18 protein-coding genes are annotated in these 19,385 nt (G+C 59.6%); 11 read left to right on the forward strand and 7 right to left on the reverse strand.

The window, feature by feature from the left end; translation table 11 throughout:
* Positions 1-27 precede the first annotated feature (27 nt).
* Positions 28-2,817 carry a bifunctional aconitate hydratase 2/2-methylisocitrate dehydratase gene (locus tag CFBP4996_RS24995; RefSeq protein WP_080853393.1) on the forward strand — a complete coding sequence of 930 codons (2,790 nt, stop codon included), beginning with the start codon at positions 28-30 and terminating at the stop codon, positions 2,815-2,817.
* A gap of 332 nt (positions 2,818-3,149) precedes the next feature.
* On the forward strand, positions 3,150-3,785 hold the full coding sequence (catB, locus tag CFBP4996_RS25000) for a type B chloramphenicol O-acetyltransferase (protein WP_080853392.1): 636 nt from the start codon (positions 3,150-3,152) through the stop codon (positions 3,783-3,785).
* Here catB and CFBP4996_RS25005 read toward each other — a convergent pair.
* A complete protein-coding gene (locus CFBP4996_RS25005) occupies positions 3,749-5,689 on the reverse strand; it encodes a chloride channel protein (protein ID WP_233283608.1) in 1,941 nt (646 codons plus the stop codon). The genes catB and CFBP4996_RS25005 overlap by 37 nt on opposite strands.
* Positions 5,690-5,850: 161 nt before the next feature.
* Here CFBP4996_RS25005 and CFBP4996_RS25010 point away from each other — a divergent pair, with 161 nt between their 5' ends.
* Entirely contained in the window at positions 5,851-6,270 is a 420-nt protein-coding gene (locus CFBP4996_RS25010) for a MarR family winged helix-turn-helix transcriptional regulator (protein WP_080853391.1), read from the forward strand.
* 79 nt (positions 6,271-6,349) lie between these two features.
* Here the strand turns inward: CFBP4996_RS25010 and CFBP4996_RS25015 are convergent, their stop codons facing one another.
* Together CFBP4996_RS25015 and CFBP4996_RS25020 are read right to left on the reverse strand one after the other, a co-directional pair.
* Entirely contained in the window at positions 6,350-6,676 is a 327-nt protein-coding gene (locus CFBP4996_RS25015; protein ID WP_080853390.1) for a tetratricopeptide repeat protein, read from the reverse strand.
* An 81-nt stretch (positions 6,677-6,757) separates the two neighbouring features.
* Entirely contained in the window at positions 6,758-7,837 is a 1,080-nt protein-coding gene (locus CFBP4996_RS25020; protein WP_080853389.1) for a LacI family DNA-binding transcriptional regulator, read from the reverse strand.
* A 238-nt stretch (positions 7,838-8,075) separates the two neighbouring features.
* On the opposite strand from CFBP4996_RS25020, the gene CFBP4996_RS25025 reads away from it, so the two are divergent.
* The 8 genes from CFBP4996_RS25025 to CFBP4996_RS25060 all read left to right on the forward strand — a co-directional run bounded on the left by CFBP4996_RS25025 (position 8,076) and on the right by CFBP4996_RS25060 (position 16,294).
* Entirely contained in the window at positions 8,076-9,053 is a 978-nt protein-coding gene (locus CFBP4996_RS25025; RefSeq protein ID WP_003521644.1) for a substrate-binding domain-containing protein, read from the forward strand.
* A gap of 117 nt (positions 9,054-9,170) precedes the next feature.
* The gene (locus tag CFBP4996_RS25030; RefSeq protein ID WP_080854781.1) at positions 9,171-10,661 is read left to right on the forward strand and encodes a sugar ABC transporter ATP-binding protein; all 1,491 of its coding nucleotides are present in this window, start codon (positions 9,171-9,173) and stop codon (positions 10,659-10,661) included.
* The gene (locus CFBP4996_RS25035) at positions 10,654-11,670 is read left to right on the forward strand and encodes an ABC transporter permease (protein ID WP_080853388.1); all 1,017 of its coding nucleotides are present in this window, start codon (positions 10,654-10,656) and stop codon (positions 11,668-11,670) included. Before CFBP4996_RS25030 ends, CFBP4996_RS25035 begins: the two co-directional genes overlap by 8 nt.
* Positions 11,667-12,662: an ABC transporter permease gene (locus CFBP4996_RS25040; protein ID WP_080853387.1), complete on the forward strand. Its 996-nt coding sequence runs from the start codon at positions 11,667-11,669 to the stop codon at positions 12,660-12,662. Before CFBP4996_RS25035 ends, CFBP4996_RS25040 begins: the two co-directional genes overlap by 4 nt.
* A gap of 1 nt (position 12,663) precedes the next feature.
* Positions 12,664-13,512: a sugar phosphate isomerase/epimerase family protein gene (locus CFBP4996_RS25045; protein ID WP_137396289.1), complete on the forward strand. Its 849-nt coding sequence runs from the start codon at positions 12,664-12,666 to the stop codon at positions 13,510-13,512.
* Positions 13,513-13,538: 26 nt separating this feature from the next.
* A complete protein-coding gene (locus CFBP4996_RS25050; RefSeq protein WP_080853386.1) occupies positions 13,539-14,204 on the forward strand; it encodes a nucleoside triphosphate hydrolase in 666 nt (221 codons plus the stop codon).
* Between the two features lie 65 nt (positions 14,205-14,269).
* Positions 14,270-15,139, forward strand: coding sequence for a D-psicose 3-epimerase (locus tag CFBP4996_RS25055; protein ID WP_080853385.1), 870 nt, complete (start codon positions 14,270-14,272; stop codon positions 15,137-15,139).
* A gap of 159 nt (positions 15,140-15,298) precedes the next feature.
* Positions 15,299-16,294 carry a hypothetical protein gene (locus CFBP4996_RS25060; RefSeq protein WP_080853384.1) on the forward strand — a complete coding sequence of 332 codons (996 nt, stop codon included), beginning with the start codon at positions 15,299-15,301 and terminating at the stop codon, positions 16,292-16,294.
* Positions 16,295-16,305: 11 nt separating this feature from the next.
* Here CFBP4996_RS25060 and ehuA read toward each other — a convergent pair whose 3' ends face one another.
* From ehuA to ehuB, 4 genes are read right to left on the reverse strand one after another with little or no spacing between them, the layout of a single operon-like run.
* On the reverse strand, positions 16,306-17,085 hold the full coding sequence (gene ehuA / locus CFBP4996_RS25065) for an ectoine/hydroxyectoine ABC transporter ATP-binding protein EhuA (protein WP_080853383.1): 780 nt from the start codon (positions 17,083-17,085) through the stop codon (positions 16,306-16,308).
* Positions 17,082-17,774, reverse strand: coding sequence for an ectoine/hydroxyectoine ABC transporter permease subunit EhuD (gene ehuD, locus CFBP4996_RS25070; RefSeq protein WP_080853382.1), 693 nt, complete (start codon positions 17,772-17,774; stop codon positions 17,082-17,084). The genes ehuA and ehuD overlap by 4 nt, the downstream gene beginning before the upstream one ends.
* Positions 17,775-17,786: 12 nt before the next feature.
* Complete coding sequence (gene ehuC / locus CFBP4996_RS25075) at positions 17,787-18,452, reverse strand: ectoine/hydroxyectoine ABC transporter permease subunit EhuC (RefSeq protein WP_003521633.1); 666 nt, start codon at positions 18,450-18,452, stop codon at positions 17,787-17,789.
* A 60-nt stretch (positions 18,453-18,512) separates the two neighbouring features.
* Positions 18,513-19,364, reverse strand: coding sequence for an ectoine/hydroxyectoine ABC transporter substrate-binding protein EhuB (ehuB, locus tag CFBP4996_RS25080; protein WP_080853381.1), 852 nt, complete (start codon positions 19,362-19,364; stop codon positions 18,513-18,515).
* Between the last annotated feature and the right edge of the window lie 21 nt (positions 19,365-19,385).

The raw sequence follows: 19,385 nt of genomic DNA on the forward strand, positions 1-19,385 counted from the left end.
CATAGACATCATGACGTTGGGATTGCGATGAACCTTTACTTGGATTACCTGGCTGAAATCAAAAGCAGAGAACCACAGGGTCTCGCGCCCAAGCCGATCGATGACGGTGCACTGACGGCCGAGATTATCGAGCTGATCAAGGATGCGGGCAGCGAGCACCGCACTGACGCCCTGAAATTCTTCATCTACAACACCCTGCCGGGCACCACGAGCGCCGCCGGCGTCAAGGCGGCCTTCCTGAAGCAGATCATCCTCGGCGAAGTCGTCGTGCCGGAGATCGCGCCTTCCTTCGCGCTGGAGCTGCTGTCGCACATGAAGGGCGGCCCGTCGATCAAGGTGCTGCTCGATATCGCGCTCGGCAACGACGCTGCGATTGCCGCTGAGGCCGGCGAAGTGCTGAAGACGCAGGTGTTCCTTTACGATGCCGACATGTTCCGCCTGCGCGACGCCTACAAGGCCGGCAACGCCATCGCCAAGTCCGTGCTGGAAAGCTACGCCAAGGCCGAATTCTTCACCAAGCTTCCGGATGTCGAAGACGAGATCAAGATCGTCACCTTCATCGCCGCCGAAGGCGATATTTCCACTGACCTCCTGTCTCCCGGCAATCAGGCGCATTCGCGCTCGGACCGCCAGCTGCACGGCCAGTGTATGATCTCGCCGGAAGCGCAGGCGGAAATCGTCGCGCTGCAGAAGCAGCATCCGGATAAGCGGGTGATGATGATCGCCGAAAAGGGCACAATGGGCGTCGGCTCGTCGCGCATGTCGGGCGTCAACAACGTAGCGCTGTGGACCGGTAAGCAGGCCAGCCCCTATGTGCCCTTCGTCAATTACGCCCCCATCGTCGCCGGCACCAACGGCATCTCGCCGATTTTCGCCACCACCGTCGATGTGACGGGCGGCATCGGCATCAACCTGAAGAACTGGGTGAAGAAGCTCGGCGAAGACGGCAAGCCGATCCTCAACAACGATGGCAACCCGATCCTCGAGCAGAAATATTCGGTCGAGACCGGCACTGTCCTCAAGATTGACGCGAAGAACCGCAAGCTCCGCGACGAGGCCGGCACGGAACTGGTGGATATCGCCTCTTCCTTCACGCCCCAGAAGATGGAATTCATGAAGGCCGGCAGCTCTTACGCTATCGTCTTCGGCAAGAAGCTCCAGACATTTGCGGCTGAAACGCTCGGTGTCGAGACCACTCCGGTCTTCGCGCCCAACAAGGAAATTTCCATCGAAGGCCAGGGTCTCACCGCCGTCGAGAAGATTTTCAACCGCAACGCCGTCGGCGTCACACCCGGCAAGGTGCTGCATGCCGGCTCGGACGTTCGCGTCAAGGTCAACATCGTCGGCTCACAGGATACGACCGGCCTGATGACCGCGCAGGAACTGGAAGCGATGGCGGCCACCGTCATTTCGCCGCTGGTGGATGGCGCCTACCAGTCGGGCTGCCACACGGCCTCCGTCTGGGACAAGAAGGCGCAGGCGAATATTCCGAAGCTCATGTCCTTCATGAACAATTTCGGCGTCATCACCGCACGCGATCCGAAGGGCGCCTATCACTCCATGACGGACGTGATCCACAAGGTGCTGAACGACATCACCGTGGATGACTGGGCGATCATCATCGGCGGCGACAGCCACACCCGCATGTCCAAGGGCGTTGCCTTCGGCGCTGACTCCGGCACCGTCGCACTGGCGCTGGCAACGGGCGAGGCGACCATGCCGATCCCGCAGTCGGTCAAGGTCACCTTCAAGGGCACGATGCAGCCCTATATGGACTTCCGCGACGTGGTGCACGCCACGCAGGCGCAGATGCTGAAGCAGCACGGCGACAACGTCTTCCAGGGCCGCATTATCGAAGTGCATATCGGCACGCTGCTCGCCGATCAGGCCTTCACCTTCACCGACTGGACGGCCGAAATGAAGGCCAAGGCGTCGATCTGCATCTCGCAGGACGAAACGCTGATCGAGTCGCTGGAAATCGCCAAGTCGCGCATCCAGATCATGATCGACAAGGGCATGGATAACCCCGCCCAGACGCTCAAGGGACTGATTGCCAAGGCGGATCAGCGCATTGCCGAAATCCGCTCCGGCGAAAAGCCGGCGCTGAAGCCCGATGACAATGCGAAATATTTCGCCGAAGTCGTCGTGGATCTGGACGTGATCGACGAGCCGATGATCGCTGACCCTGACGTCAACAACAACGACGTGTCACGACGCTACACCCACGACACGATCCGCCCGGTCTCCTATTACGGCGGCACCAAGAAGGTCGATCTCGGTTTCGTCGGTTCGTGCATGGTGCACAAGGGCGATATGAAGATCGTCGCCCAGATGCTGAAGAACATCGAGAAGTCCGAAGGCAAGGTCGAGTTCAAGGCGCCGCTCGTCGTCGCCGCGCCGACCTACAACATCATCGATGAACTGAAGGCGGAAGGCGACTGGGAAATCCTGCAGAAATATTCGGGCTTCGAGTTCGATGATCTGAAGCCGAAAACCACCAACCGGACGGAATACGAGAACATTCTCTATCTCGAACGCCCGGGCTGCAACCTGTGCATGGGCAACCAGGAAAAGGCCGAAAAGGGCGACACGGTTCTTGCAACCTCCACCCGCCTGTTCCAGGGGCGCGTGGTGGAAGATACGGCTGAAAAGAAGGGTGAATCGCTTCTGGCCTCCACCCCGGTCGTGGTGCTCTCGGCGATCCTCGGCCGCACGCCGAGCATCGAGGAATATCGCTCTGCCGTCGAAGGCATCGACCTGACGAAGTTCGCCCCGCCAAAGGTAACGCCGATCGATTCCCAGTCGGTCCATTACTGAGGTCGTGATTATCGCGGTGCGTGGGCTACAGGCGCCGCGCTGGCGATGCACTGAAAATGCCGAATGAACGCGGACAGCGGGGAGAAATCCCCGCTGTTTTTTATGGGCCGGAGGTGATCCAACTAAGCGGTGGGAGACTGGAGACATGTCTCGGCTTGGCCTTCGCCTCTTTTTGCGGTAACCAGACTGAATGATAAAAGCATCGAGTATCACCTGCATCTAGCTCCCGCCGCCGCGTGAGGAGCATCGAGCGAAAAGCCGACAGGTTTGGCGCTCGGCGTCGGCTTGTCTGAAGGCAAGCGAATGCGAACATATGCAGTGAGATTACTCCAATGGAAAATTACTTCGAAAGCCCGTTCCGGGGCATCACGCTTGACAAGCAGGTCAGGAGCCCGAACCTCGTGGTCGGGAAATACAGCTATTATTCCGGCTATTATCACGGCCATAGTTTTGAGGATTGCGCCCGTTATCTGCTGCCGGATGAAGGCGCGGACAGGCTGGTGATCGGAAGCTTCTGCTCGATCGGTTCGGGCGCCGCCTTCATCATGGCCGGCAATCAGGGCCATCGCAACGAGTGGATCAGCACCTTCCCGTTCTTCTTCATGCCGGAGGTGCCGGAATTCGAGAATGCCGGCAACGGTTATCTGCCGGCGGGCGATACCGTCATCGGCAACGATGTCTGGATAGGCTCGGAAGCGATCATCATGCCCGGTATCACTGTCGGCGATGGCGCCGTGATCGGAACGCGGGCGCTGGTGACGAAGAATGTCGAACCCTATGCCATCGTCGGCGGCAATCCCGCAAAAACGATCCGCAAGCGGTTCGATGACGACAGCATCGCCATGCTGCTCGAGATGAAATGGTGGGATTGGCCGGCGGCGCGGCTGAAGGCGGCAATGCCGCTCATGACCAGCGGCAATGTCGCCGAGCTTCATCGGTTCTGGCTATCCGATAAGCCGCAGTCGTAAAAATGCCCGGCCCGTTTCATGGAGGCGGGCCGGCGCTTTCGGGTGATATGCGGGCGAGCGGAAAGATCTGCCCTGTTTGAGGGCGTCGTCGCAGGCTGGCGGCGATTTGTCATTGCCGTTCCGATGAAGGGTTGCCGTTCCTGCTCGGACCTCTGCTGCGCCCGGCGCAGATGAAGCAGGTCCTTGCGCGTAACGAGACCGACGAGACTATTCGAGGACTTGTCTACAATGGCGATCCTACCCGTGTCGGCGCTAAGCATCAGGTCGGCGATCAAGCCAACGGGGTCGTTTTCGTGCGCAACCGGGATTTCACGGTCAGCCAGCCTGTCGGCCAATGTTTCTTCGCCGCCATGCGGCTCCTGTTGCCAGGAGAGAATGTCTGCCCTCGACACAAGCCCCACCAGCGTTCCCTCGGGCTGTACCACTGGATATGTCCGGTGCGTTTCCTGCGAGCCGGTGAAGAATGAAATCGCCTGCGATACCGTCATCCCGGCAGGCAGCGTGTCGACCTTGCGGATCATGATCTCGGACGCACGGGTGAGCTCAAAGGAATCGATCGCATATTCGCGCGTGATGTGCTGGCCGCGCCGGGCGATCTTTTCCGTGAGGATCGAGCGCCGCATCAAAAGGACGGTGACGGAATAGGCGGCCACGGTGGCTATCATGAGCGGGATCGCGGTGCTGAGATCGCCAGTGATCTCAATCGCGAAGAAGATCCCGGTCAGCGGTGCGCGCATTGTCCCACCCATCATGGCGGCCATGCCGAGCAACGCCCAGAGGGCGGGCTCGCCGGGCAGGAATGTCCCTGTCAGATAACCCGCCGATCCGCCGAGGATGAGAAGCGGCGCGAGCACACCGCCGGATGTGCCCGAGGACAGGGCGATGAGCCAGATTCCCGACTTGACCAGAAGAATGGTGAGGACGGCCTGAGCGGCAATATGGTTGTCGAGAAGGTCGGCAATGATGTCGTAACCGACGCCGAGCGCTCTTGGCTCCATCAGGCCGCCGAGGCCGACGGCGAGGCCGCCGAGCGCCGGCCACCACATCCAGTGGATGGGGAGCTTTTCGAAAAGATCTTCGATCTTGTAGAGCAATATAGTCATCAATCCCGACTGCAGGCCGGCGAGCACGCCGATCAGGACGCAGGGTGCAAGCCCCCACCATGGCAGGTCATAAGTGAAATCCGTAGGAAATAGCGGACCGGTGCCGAAATAGAACGGCCGCCAGGTAATCGAAACCGCAGCAGCGACTGCAACCGGTATGAAGCTTCTCGGCTTCCACTCGAATAGCAGGAGTTCGACCGCGAGCATGACAGCGGCGATCGGCGAACCGAAGATCGCCGTCATGCCGGCGGCGGCGCCTGCCACAAGCAGGGTTTTGCGTTCCGCGCTGCTCATGTGGAAACATTGCGCAAAGAGAGAGCCGATCGCGCCGCCCGTCATGATGATCGGGCCTTCCGCGCCGAAGGGCCCGCCGCTACCGATCGAAATGGCAGACGAGAGAGGCTTCAGGAGCGCCACTTTCGGCGACATACGGCTGCCGCCGATGAGGATCGCCTCGATCGCTTCCGGAATGCCGTGTCCCCGGATTTTTTCCGAACCGAAACGGGCCATCAGCCCGATGACGATACCGCCAAGAACCGGCGCCACGACCATCCACAGGGACGGATGTACGTCTGCGAAACTGACCTCGTGCGTGCTGAACCTGCCAAGCCAGACGCTGTTGGTAACAAGCTGGATGAGACTGACCAGAAGCCATGCGGCAAAGGCCCCGAGCGAGCCGACGATGCATGCCATGGCGATCAGCAGCAGCACGCGTTTGTCCGTCGTGAAATCTCCGGCTTGCCGCCTTGGAAAACCGCTATCGAATTGACTTGATCTGGAGGGTGAAGAGGCTTGGGTCAACGGCTTATCCTTGGGTGCGCGAAAATAGTGGCGCGATAAATATATCGTAATACGATATAAATCAATGGATTTGTAATCTCTCAGAATATCCGGCGATTTTCATTCGCGGATAGTCGGGCTAAAGAAGAATGGGAGGCGACCAGGATAAGGGCTTGCGAAATATGACATTGCCGACCCAATCGGAATATGAGGCGCTTGCCGTCTTTCGCCACACGCTTAAGAAATTCATGGATTTCAGCACCTCGGCCGCTCAGGCGGCGGGCCTGCCGCCGCAGCAGCATCAGGCGCTTCTCGCCATCAAGGGCTTGCCGGCGGGCGAGGTCATGACGGTGGGGCTACTTGCGGAACGGTTGCTGATCGTGCCCCATTCGGCAACCGAACTCGCCGGTCGTCTGTTAAGCGGCGGCCTCATCACGCGCGAACCAGACCCTGCCGATCGCCGCCGTCAGACGTTACAGCTGACGGAAAAGGCCGAGCAGGTCATGGCGCATCTGAGCGCGATCCATCTCAAGGAAATCCGCGAAACGGCGCCGCAGCTGATTGCCATATTGAGCGAGCTTGGAAACGTAGAGAAGACTTAGACGGAGACATGCCTGTCGCCCGGGGGCGCCTTGAGCTGCAGCGACAGATATTGCGAATAGGGCCGCGATACGCGTCTCATCAACTGACGCCTTTCAGGGCGCGTGACCGCAAACGTCGCAGCCGGACCTCCATCTGCCTCTTTGCCTGAATGTCGCCACGCCTGACGGCCACCGCGATGCCTTCCACCCATGCCGCAATGGCGCCGTCGTCATCTCCCAGCCGTGCGCGACATTCGCCGAGTTCGGCCCAGACCGCCGAATAGTCGGGATCCTGCCGGATAGCCGCCTGGAGATGAAGCGCGGCATCTTCGAACTGCCCGGCCGCCTTGAGCGTCTTTGCGATTGAAAAGCGCAGGAGCGGACTGTCCCGTCCGTCTTCCAGCATCCTCATGAGTTTTTCGATCATCATTATCCCGTTGCAATGGTGAAGCACCATGCAATCGGTACGACCTCAAGCGCAGTTGAGGTCAAGCGGGATTTCGCGCGGTCACTTCGCCATGCGACGCAATGCAACCGGGTCCCATATGTCGTCGAGCGGGCCTTCGAGAGCGGTTCGCGGGGAAATCAGCTTCGGTTCGATGATGGTGACTTCCGGCTCGGTCCGGTTCTCTTCCAGCAGTTCGAAACCCTTTTCGAGCATCTGTGCGATATCGGGTTTGATCATATAGACCGGGAAGGGAAGGAAGGATGCGAACGGGTCGTAGTCGAAGCAGCCGACAACGATGTCGCCGAAGGCCTCGCCATCATGACGCCCCATGAAACGCAGCAGGCCTTCGAAATTTATCGATGAATTGACGAAGAAACAGCGGGGCAGGCGGCCCCTGCGCTCGAAGAAACGTTCGAATGCCAGCTCCGTCATATGTGGTGAATAGCCGGTGATCTCGATATCGTCTCCGCCATCCGTCCCGAAATAAGCAGCCTTGGCGGCGTGGAAGCCGTCGATACGCTCGCGGCTGGCGTGGTCGTCATGACCGCCGAACAGGATGACGTCATCGGGACCAAGAGGCCCGCCTTTTTCCGCATGGGCAAGGATCGCCGATGTCAGTATTTCCGCACCATGCCTGTTGTCGGAAATGACGGAGGGTACAAATTTGCCGGGAAGGTCGATATTGACATGCGGCAGTGCTGCGCGGGCGCAGACCTGGTGCACACCATCGGGATCGGTCGCGCCCGCAATGAAGAGGGCATCGATGGAATAGGCGATCAGGGTCTCCACAGTGCGGCGTTCTTCCTCGGGATCGCGCCGCCCGGAGACCACCATGGGCGACAGGCCGCGTTTGCGCGCCTGCCCCTCGAATGTCTGCGCCATCGATGAAAAGAACCGGTTGTCATAAATGGGCACCAGAAGCCCGACGAGACCGGATTTCGAACTCCTCAAACCGCGGGCCTGCAGGTTGGTGGTGTAGCGATGCGCCTTGGCGAGCGAGAGAATCTTGTCGGCAGTCTCCTCCGAAATCCGCCGTTTGCGCCACGATCCGTTCAACACCGCGCTCACTGTCGAGGCTGACGCGCCCGACAATATCGACAAGTCATAAATGGTGGCTTTCTTGGAAGTTATGCCCGTCACTGTGATCTCCCCAACTGATTCCAATTATTAGAGCACACATCCCCTTGACGGAAGGGCGCTTCATGATATGGTTATTGCACCATCGATTGTGCAACTTGGCAATATCGATTGTGCAAGATGGTTGCTGTGGGAGTGGCAAGGGAGAGTCTCGAATAAGCGAGATGAGAAATTTTGAACGCGCCAGATAAAAAATGGCTGCGGCGGGTTTCGTTTGCCTGTTTTTTTGAGGAGGAACATCATGAAGAAAATTATTGCTGCAGCGGTCGGCCTGTCGCTCGCTTTGCTCTCGTCCGCCGCCTTTGCGGAAGGGCCGAAGGTGGGCGTCGTCGTCAAGATCGGCGGCATTCCGTGGTTCAACGCCATGGAGGCCGGTATCAAGGAGCAGAGCAAGAAGCTCGGCGTCGACGGTTTCATGGTCGGCCCGACCAGCGCCGACCCCGCCCTGCAGGTCCGCGCCATCGAGGACCTGATCGCCCAGAAGGTCGATTTTATCGGCGTCGTGCCCAATGATGCAAAGGTGCTGGAGCCGGTGCTGAAAAAGGCCCAGGCCGCCGGCATCAAGGTCATCACCCATGAATCGCCCAAGCAGCTCGGCGCCGACTGGGATTTCGAACTGGCTTCCGCCAAGGGTTTCGGGGAAGCGCATGGCAAGCTGTTGGCGGAAAAGATGGGCGGCAAGGGTTCTTATGCCGTCTTCGTCGGCTCGCTTACGGTTCCGCTTCATAATGCCTGGGCTGATGCCGCCATCGCCTATATCAAGGCCAATTATCCGGACATGAAGCTCGTCGGCGATCGCTACGGCGTGGCGGAGGACCTCGACAAGAGCCGTTCGACGGCGCTTGACCTGATGTCCGCCAATGCCGACCTGAGTGGTTTCCTCGCCTTCGGTTCGCAGGGACCGATCGGTGCCGGGCGTGCCGTCGAAGAGCGACGCAAGGATGGAAAGGTCTTCGTCATCGGCCCGTTCTCGCCGGGGCAGGGCGCCAAGCTGATCAAATCAGGGGCGCTGACGGGTGGCTTTATGTGGAACCCGAAACAGGCTGGCGAGGTCTTCATCACCCTCGCGGATCGTATCGCCAAGGGTGAGACACCCAAGGCCGGTGACAATATCGAAGGTCTCGGCACCATCAATCCCGAGGGCAACACCATCGTCGTCGACCAGCTTTTGAAGATCGACAAGGAAAGCATCGACAAGCTCGTTTCCATGGGCCTCTGATCCTCCCCAAGGCCAAGGGCGTCGCGCGAGGTGAATACTCGCGCGACGCCTCATCTGGAAAAACATGCCGAGCGCCACGTCTGCAATGCTGCCGCGGCGAAGGAGATTTACATTATCATGAGCGCAGAACCGCTCCTGTCCCTTAAAAATGTCAAAGTCACCTTCGGCGGCGTCCGCGCCCTGAAGGGTGTTTCTTTCGAGGTCAATCCCGGTGAAGTGCATTGCCTTGCCGGTGAAAACGGCTGCGGCAAAAGCACGCTGATCAAGGTCATAACGGGCGTTTACACGCCGGAAAGCGATGCCGAACTTTATTTCGACGGCAAGCCGATAACGGCAATGAACCCGACGCTTGCGCAATCGCTTGGCATCCAGGTGATCTGGCAGGATCTGGCGCTGTTCGATGAAATGACGGTGGCTGAGAATATCGGCTTCCAGTACGCGGTGAATGGAAAATACGGGCTGGTCGACAAGCGCGCCATCGAGCAGGCGGCCGAAAAGGCGCTGGCCCGGCTCGGCGTCGAGATCGATCTTGATAAGCCGCTCAAGGAACTACCCATCGCCCAGCGTCAGATCGTGGCGATTGCCCGCGCGCTGGTCGGGGAAGCGCGGCTCGTTTTCATGGATGAGCCGACCGCGTCACTCACGCAGTCGGAAACGGATTACCTGATCGACATCGTCCGCAACCTGTCGGCCTCGGGTGTCGCGGTTGTCTTCGTCTCGCATCGCCTTGCGGAAGTGCTCGAGATTTCGGATCGCATAACCGTGCTGCGAGACGGCTCGCTCGTCGGTGTCTTTCCCGTTGAAGGCATGACCCAGTCACGGGTGACCGAGCTGATGACCGGCCGCAATTTCGACAGCGCCGTCATTGCCGCCGATCACGATGACAAGCCCGTCGTTCTCTCGGTGCGCGGGCTGAGCCGGGCCGGCGAGTTCGAGGATGTTTCGTTCGATCTGCGGCGGGGCGAAACGCTCGGCATTACCGGCCTGCTGGGAGCCGGCCGCACGGAACTGGCTTTGACACTGTTCGGCATGCATCGGCCGCAATCGGGTGAAATCCTCATCGATGGAAAGAAGGTGGATTTCCATTCCAACCGCGATGCGATCCGGGCGGGCGTCGCCTATCTTTCTGAGGACCGGCTTTCGCTTGGCCTGAACCAGCCGCAATCCATTGCCGACAATCTCGTCATGGCCTCGCTCGACCGGCTGTTGAGCGGCGGCCTGATCTCACCGTCGAAAAAGGCGGATGTCGTTTCCCGCTGGATTTCGGCGCTCGGCGTCAAGATCGGCCTGCCGGAAGATCCGATCCGTACGCTTTCGGGCGGCAACCAGCAGCGTGTGGCGATTGCCAAGTGGCTGGCGATCGGGCCGAAAATCCTCATTCTCGATGCGCCGACCGTGGGGGTCGATGTCGGCGCCCGCGCCGGCATCTTCGAAATCGTCCGCAAGCTCGCCGCAGAAGGTCTCTCGATCATCGTGATCTCCGACGAGCCGCCGGAAGTTTATTTCAATACAGACAGGGTCATCCACATGGTCGAAGGCCGGTTCCACGCCACCTATGATCCGCGACGGCTGTCGCTGACCGAACTGGAGTCCGCCATCTATGCGTAGGCTCATCCTCGGACATACGACCGAATTCACGCTGCTTGTCGTCATGGTGCTGCTCTGCACGGGACTGTCCTTCGCCACCGACCGGTTCCTCACCATCTCCAACGCCTTCGATGTGCTGAATGTCTCGGCGGTCAACATCATCTTTGCGGTCGGCCTGCTCGTGGTGCTGATCTCGGGCGGTATCGACATCTCCTTCGCGGTCGCCGCCTCCGTCGTTCAGTATGTGACGGTGCTGGCGCTCAATGCGCTCGGCGGCGGCAACTGGGCGGAAGGTTTCATCATCGCCGGCGCGGTTGGCCTTAGTCTCGGTTTCGTCAACGCCTTCCTCGTCTGGCGGCTCAACATCATTTCCATCGTCGCGACCATTTCCACCTTCAACATCTTCTTCGGGCTGTTGATGTTCTTCACCAAGGGCGTGTCGATCTACGACCTGCCGGAATGGCTGTCGACGCGCGTGGTGTTTTACGAGCGTGAGATGTCCGATGGTTCCTGGGTTGAGCTGACGCTGCCGGTCGTGGTCATGATCCTCTGCTGCTTTGCCACCTGGTTCATGATTTCGCGCACCACCGTCGGCCGCAAACTTTATGCATTCGGCGACAATCCTGAAGGCGCACGCCGCTTCGGCATCAATATCGGCGCCATGCACTATATTTCCTTCGGCTGGCTCGGCCTGATGGCGGGCATTGCCGGGCTCATGCAGGCGCATTACGCGCAGGAGGTGGTGCCGAACGCGCTTTATGGCCGCGAGCTGGATGTTCTTGCCGCGACCGTCCTCGGCGGCGCGCGGCTTGGCGGCGGCAAGGGCTCCGTCATCGGCTGCGTGCTCGGGGTGCTGATGGTATCGATCACCCAGAACGGCCTCAACCTGATGGGCGTTTCTCCCTTTGCCTTCAAGATGATCGTCGGGGCCATCATCCTCATCGCCATCACGCTCTCCTCCACCCGCTTCGACAAGCTCCTGCCGAGCGCCTTACGGACATCCGCAAAGAAGGGGAGCGCACAGCGATGAACAGTCTCATCAGGAAATTCAACGCGATTTTCGGTGCCGACATGGCCGGGCCGGTGATTGCCTTCATCGCGGTCATGCTCATCTTCGGAACCTTTGCCGATAACTTTCTCTCGCTCGCGACATTCGGTTCGGTCGCCTTCCAGCTGCCGGAACTCGGCCTGCTGACACTGGCGATGCTGCTGCCGCTGCTGACGGGTGGCATCAATCTGTCCGTCACCTTCGCCGCCAATCTGTCGGGTCTCGCCGCAGCCTGGGTGTTGCAGGCCCATGGCGGGGTGGATGCGCCGCCGAGTGCATTCCTGTTCGCTTGCCTTGCCGCACTTGTCACCGGCGGTGCTGCCGGCGCAATGACGGGGGCGGCGATTGCCTACACCCGGGCGCACCCCATTCTGGTAACGCTGTCGATGATGATTTTCCTGCGCGGCCTTGGCGAGTTTCTCACCCGTGGCGGAGACGTTTCCGGTTTCCCCGCCTATATGGCGCCACTCGGTCACGGCACGCTTCTCGGTCTGCCGATCCCGCTTCTGATCTTCATCGTCTGCGTCGGCCTCTGGCATGTGCTGCTGACGCGAACCAAGCTCGGCTTCGGCCTGTTGATGATCGGCTCAAACATCGAGTCCGCGCGTTATTCCGGCCTCAATACGCGCAAGATCCAGGTTCTCGTTTACACGCTCTCGGGTCTGATGTGTGCGGTTGCCGGCATCATCATGCTTGCCCGTTTCAACTCCGTCCGTGTCGGCCACGGGGAATCCTACCTGTTGATCACGGTGCTGGCGGCCTTTCTCGGCGGCATCAATCCGTTCGGCGGTTTCGGTCGTGTCCTGCCCGTCTTCGTCGCGCTCTTCGTTCTGCAGCTTCTGTCATCCGGCCTCAATCTTCTTGGCGCCAACCAGCATCTGGCAACGGCGCTCTGGGGCGTGCTGATGATTGTCGTCATGGCGGCGCGCGGCCTGTTTTCAAGCTACTTCGCATCTCTCAGAAAGAAGGTATGACGTGAAAGGCTTCGGTGTTCACGCAATGGTGTGGTCTCTCAAATGGGATCACGAAAACGCCAGACGATCCATCGCCGCGGCCGCGGATTACGGTCAGGATTTCATCGAGATTCCGCTCATCGATATCCCCTCCGTCGATGCAAAACACACGCGCGCCCTGCTGGAAAAATACGGCTTGCGCGCCGTCTGCTCGCTGGTGCTGCCGGAGCCCGCCTGGGCGTCCGTACGTCCCGATGCGGCAATCGACCATCTGAACGCTGCGCTCGACAAGGCCGCAGAAATGGGCGCGGAAGCGCTGACGGGTGTTACCTATGGCGGCACCAATGAGCGAACCGGATTTCCGCCGACACAGGGTGAATACGACAATCTGACAAGGGCGCTCTCCAGGGCTGCCGGCCACGCAAAAACACTCGGCCTGCAATTCGGCATCGAGACCGTCAATCGCTACGAGAACCATCTGCTCAATTCCGCCGAACAGGCGGTGGCGCTGGTGGAGCGGATCGGTGCCGACAACATCTTTATCCATCTCGATACCTTCCACATGAATATGGAGGAAAAGGGCATCGCCAATGGCATCATCGCCGCCCGCAACCATCTGAAATACATGCATATGTCGGAAAGCGACCGCGGCACGCCGGGTTGCGGCAATGTTGCCTGGGACGAGGTGTTTTCGGCGCTCGCAGCCATCGGCTTCAAGGGCGTGCTGACGCTCGAAAGCTTCGCCGCGATGCCCAGGGAGATGGCGGGCGCGATTTCGACCTGGCGGCCGGTTGCGCCCAGCGCCGATGAGGTTCTCGACAAGGGACTGTCATTCCTGCGCGACAAGGCAAACCAGTATCGCATTTTCTAAAAGCACTCATTATCGGGGCAAGCACCTTGAACACTATTGACGATAATGCCCGCGAGATTGCGGGCCTTGCCCTCCAGCGACTGGAAGAGTCAAAGGGCCGGCGTGTGATGATTGCGATTGCCGGCGCCCCCGGATCGGGAAAATCAACCATCGCCGAATGTGTGGTCGATGCGTTGAATGCAGGCGAAGGCGTATCGGCCGCACTGTTCCCGATGGATGGCTTTCATTATGACGATGCCGCTCTGGAAGAGATGAAACGCCGTCCCTTCAAGGGCGCCATCGATACCTTCGATGCTCACGGCCTGCGCCACATGCTTGAGCGACTGAAGGCCAATGAGGACGATGTCGTTGCCGTCCCCGTTTTTGACCGCGCCATCGAGATCGCCCGCGCCGGTGGCCGTCTGATCCCGCAATCCGTCGATATCATCGTCTGCGAGGGTAATTATCTCCTCGCTGGCCAGTCGCCATGGGATCGTCTCAAGCCGATCTTCGATCTCACGATTTTCGTTGATGTCGACGAGGACGATCTGCGCGCGCGGCTGCGAGACCGCTGGCGGAGCTTCGGTCTCGGCGAGGGTGAGATCAACCGGAAGGTGGAGGAAAACGATCTCCCCAACGGCCGCTTCATCACATCCACAAGCACGGAGCCGGATCTTCGCATCGGAAATCCGGGAAGCAGTCCCGCGTCCTGAACCTGCCTGAGGGCTGCGCCTCCCTATCCAAAGTCAAGCGAAACAGAAAAGCGAAAGAGACCCCCATGAAACACGGCATCTATTACTCCTACTGGGAACATGAGTGGAGCGCCAAGTTCGGCCCCTATATCGAGAAGGTCGCCAGGCTCGGTTTCGATATCATCGAAGTCGCCGCCCACCACATCAATGAATACAGCGACGTCGAACTCGCCGTCATCAGGCAGAGCGCGAAGGATAACGGCATCATCCTCACGGCTGGTATAGGTCCTTCGAAAACCAAGAACCTGTCGTCGGAGGATGCTGCGGTTCGCGCAGCCGGCAAGGCGTTTTTTGAGCGTACCCTCACCAATGTCGCCAAGCTCGACATTCACACCATCGGCGGCGCGCTGCATTCCTATTGGCCGATCGACTATTCGCAACCGGTCGATAAGGCGGGCGATTATGCGCGCGGCGTCGAAGGCATTCACGGCATTGCCGATTTCGCCAATGATCTCGGCATTAACCTGTGCATCGAAGTCCTCAACCGTTTTGAAAACCACGTGCTCAACACGGCGGCCGAAGGCGTTGCCTTCGTCAAGGATGTCGGCAAGAACAACGTGAAAGTCATGCTCGATACCTTCCACATGAATATCGAGGAAGACAGTTTTGGCGAGGCCATCCGCACGGCCGGCCCGTTGCTGGGGCATTTCCATACCGGCGAGAGCAATCGCCGTGTACCGGGCAAGGGCAGGATGCCCTGGCACGAAATCGGCCTCGCTCTTCGCGATATCAATTACACCGGCGCGGTCGTCATGGAGCCGTTCGTCAAGACCGGCGGCATGATCGGCTCCGACATCAAGGTGTGGCGCGATCTCAGTGGCGGCGCCGACCTTGCGAAAATGGACGAGGATGCCCGCAATGCCCTGGCATTCTCCCGTTTCGTCCTTGGCGGCTGATGACCCATAAGTGCATTGACCGGGCGTCGGCCATCTGTCGCCCGGGCAGCCATTGCTATGTTTGCCCGCCATCGCCGAGTTGAAAAGACAACCGCTTGTGGGCTAAAGCACTGATGTCTCTTCGAGATCAAAACGATCCGCCCAAGACCATTGGTTTGCATGATCCCTGTCGCACTACCGTCCGTCGAAGCGCTGCTTCTCCTTGCTTTCTTGCTCATCACGACCCTTGTATGGATCGTCTGGACGCTCTCGCTGCTCGTTCGATATGTGGCGGGCCGCTGGAAGCGCCCGATGATCCTGCCCTATGGGCTGGTAACCGCCGTCGCGCTTTTCACCCTCTTTCGGTTCGGTGATTTTTATCTCCAGATGCGCGCCTATGACAAAGAGAGGGCGGCAAGCCATCGGCCGGAACTGCTAGAGCCGGCGCGCCTTGGCCAGATCGATATGCCCAAGGGCACGAAACTCGAACTGGCCATTGCCAATAACAGGGAGGCCTTCGACCGGGCCGTGTTTCCACATCCCGTGCGGGTGGCGGATATCGATGCCGTCGAAATCACTCGCTATATCTCGATAAAAACCAACGAGAATTACGAAACGGTGGGCTTTACCCCGCAGACCATGCGGATTACCGGCAACGGCGTGACCACCCAGAGCGGCTGGCGCTGCGACGCGACGCAACCGGTGGAGTTCGATCTTTCGCCCGATGGCGGCATCTTCGCTTTCAGCAACTGCGCTCTTTCCGATGGCAATGTTGTTGACGGCATCAGCCTGCCGAAAGGCACGTTCCTGCGCGCCTCCACCGGCAATGTCTATACCGATGGCTTCGTCGATTCCGATAGATGGGTTCTCGATACGGCTAAGGACCAGACCGTTCACATCGACAGTTTCGATCTTTCGGAGGCAACGCTTGCCCTTGATGGCGAGCGAAAACTCCACGAGATCAAAAGAGGTGTCCTGTCGAAAGACGCAACGCTCGGGACGCTTCACCACGCCGCCGGAACCAATATTCGTTATAATCCCCGGCGTCTTCGCAACGACTATCCCGACGCGTGGCTGATAATCCCGCCTCTGCCTGCTGCCGATGCTCTACCGGTCCCGTCGCACGATATCGTGCAGGGCAGGGACGGAAAGGTTCTTTCCAGCCTTGCCGACTGATTGCACCAGAGTCACCGTAAGACGGAAGCCAGAAATTCGCGTGTGCGGTCTTCTTTCGGCTGGCCGAAAATCTCGTCCGGTTTTCCCTGTTCGCAGATGCGGCCCTTGTCGAAGAAACAGACGCGGTCCGACACTTCCCGGGCAAAACGCATTTCATGGGTGACGAGAAGCATTGTCAGGTCATGCTCATGGGCCAGGTCGCGGATGACGGACAGCACTTCGCCGACTAGTTGCGGGTCGAGCGCCGAGGTCGGCTCATCGAAAAGCAGAACGCGCGGACGCATGGCAAGCGAGCGGGCAATGGCGACACGCTGCTGCTGCCCACCGGAAAGCTGCACCGGATAATGATCCTTCTTGTCCGCCAGCCCGACCATCTTCAGCAATTCGATTGCGCGCGATTCCGCCTCTGCGCGGCCGATGCCCAGAACCCGTACCGGCGCTTCCACGATATTGCGAAGGACGGTCATATGGGGAAAGAGATTGAAGCTCTGGAAGACCATGCCGACGTGATTGCGGATCTGGCGAAGGTGTTTTTCCGAGGCCTTGAAAGGGCCTTTGCCGCCTGGCTCATGGTAGGACATGTCCGCAAGGGTCAGCTTTCCCTCCTGGAACGGTTCCAGCGTCATGAGAATGCGCAGAACCGTTGATTTGCCGGAGCCGGATGGACCGATGAGGGTGACTTTTTCGCCCTTCGCCACGCTGAAATTGAACTGGTCGAGCACCGTCAGAATGCCGAAGCGCTTTGTGACATCGGAAAATTCGATCAGTGGCTGGTTGGTGTTGTTGGTCATCGCAAGGGTATTCCTGCTTTTGGAAGCGCCCTTTGCAGGCGGCTGAGGCCTGCCGAGCAGATTATGGTCAGAAGGAGGAAGATCAGGCCCACAAGCGTCAGCGGCACCAGATATTCGAAGGTGCGCTCGCCGATCATGTTGGCAAGGCCCATCATCTCCAGAACCGTGACGACGGAAAGCACCGGCGTTTCCTTGATCATGGCGACGAGGTAGTTGCCCATGGCCGGAACGATGCGCGGAATGGCCTGCGGGATGATGATATCCCTGTAGGTCTGCATGCGTGTGAGATTAAGCGCCGTCGCCGCTTCCCATTGCCCGTGATGCACCGCCTCGATGCCGCCGCGATAGACCTCGGAGGTATAGGCGGCATATTGCAGACCGAGCGCCAGCGCGCCGGTCAGAAACGCCGGCAGGACGATGCCGAAATCTGGAAGCACGTAGTAGAGAAAGAACAGCTGTACCAGAAGCGGCGTATCACGCAGGAACTCGACAACCAGCGCGGTTGTCCAGGAGATCATCCTGACGCGGCTGCGGCGCAGCAGCGCGAAGACAAGCCCCAGAACCAGCGCGATGGCAAAGCCGGCGGCGGCGGCCTTCAGCGTCACTGTCAGGCCGATCAAGATGATCGGCAGAATGGAGGTCGTGTAGGTGAGCCAGGTGGTCGTGTCCCATTCGTAACCATACATCATTACAGGATATCCTTACGAATGGCGGGTGCGCGGGAAGACGTTGCCGCGCCGCACGAAGCGTTCGATCACCCGGATGACGACCATCAGGATCAGCGACATCGCGAAATAACAAAGCAGCGTGATCGAATAGATGCTGGCGCTATCCAGCGTCAGGTTGCGGATCGACTGCGCCGCGAAGGTGAGATCGGCAATCGAGATCAGCGACACGAGCGAGGAAAGCTTCAGCGTTTCGATGGCGAGATTACCGAAGGCCGGCATCATCTCGACAACGGCCTGCGGCAGCGAGATGCGAAACAGCGTCTGCATCCGCGTGAAATTCAGCGCGCGTGCGGCCTCCAGCTGCTGCACCGAAACGGAAGACAGCGCGCCGCGCACGATCTCGGCGCCATAACCGCCGGCATGGGCGGCAAGCACCAGCACGCCGGTGGTAATCGGATCGAAGCTCAGCCCGACCAGCGGCAGCGCGTAATAAAACCAGAAAAGCTGAACCAGCAGCGAGGTGCCGCGGAACACTTCCGTGTAACAAAGCGCGATGGTCGACAGGATCGGTCCACCCTCGACGCGCAGAATGCCGAAGAAAAAGGCGAGCACCGTGCCGACGACAAGGGCTGCGAGCGTAATCGTCATGGTGACGACAGCGCCTTGCCATAACATCGGCAGGTAAGCGGTCATGTCCATCTGGCGTTTTCCCGAGTTCCCGAGGAACGGCGCCCGGTTATGGCCGGGCGCCGGCTGGCATTACTTGCCGGCGCAGAGATCGGCGACCTTCTTTTCGGCTGCCGCCGCGATACTCTGTTCGGACAGGCCGTATTTGGCGAGGATTTTCTTGTAATCGTCGGTCTCGCGGAATTCGACGAGTGCGGCGTTGAAGGCGTCACGCAGCTCCTTGTCTTCCGGCCGGAAAGCGAAACCGCCGTAATTACGCACCGGCGCATCCTTCACGACGGGGTCGGTGAAAGGCTCGACCTGCTCGACATTGGCCTGACCCTTGGCGAGCTCCGAAACCGTCAGCTCCGTGGCGGCGTAGGCGTCGGCGCGGCTCTGGACGGTTGGGATGGCGTCGGCATTGGCGGGGATGAAGACGATCTGCTCTTCCTTGACGCCGACCGCCCGCAGGAAGTCGACATTGTTGGCGCCCGACACGACCGCCACCTTCAGCGAGGGGTCCTTGGCAATATCGGCATAGGTGGTGAGTTTTTTCGGATTGCCCTTCTTCACCAGCAGGCCTTCGCCATAGGACGAGTTCGGTTCGGTGAAGGCGACCTGCTTGCAGCGCTCGGGCGAGATGTTCTGTTCGGCGGCCGCAAAATCGAAGCGACGGGCTTTGAGGCCGGGGATCAGCGTGCCGAAGGGCGTTACCGTCCAGTTGACCTCTTCGATGCCCATCGATTTCAGAACCGCATTGGCCACATCGGGGCCGATGCCGGCGGAGGTGCCGTCTGGCTGCATGTAGGAATAGGGCACTTCATTGGCCGTGGCGGCGCGGATATAGCCTTGGCTTTTGACTTCCTCGACTGTCAGGGCGCTGGCGGACGTCACGCCGATGGTGAGGGCGAGGGTGGAAAGCCCGGTAAGTCTGATCATACGCATGTTCTTACTCCTCTGGTTGGG

Source organism: Agrobacterium leguminum (assembly GCF_005144435.2).
In the GTDB taxonomy this organism is placed as follows: domain Bacteria; phylum Pseudomonadota; class Alphaproteobacteria; order Rhizobiales; family Rhizobiaceae; genus Agrobacterium; species Agrobacterium leguminum.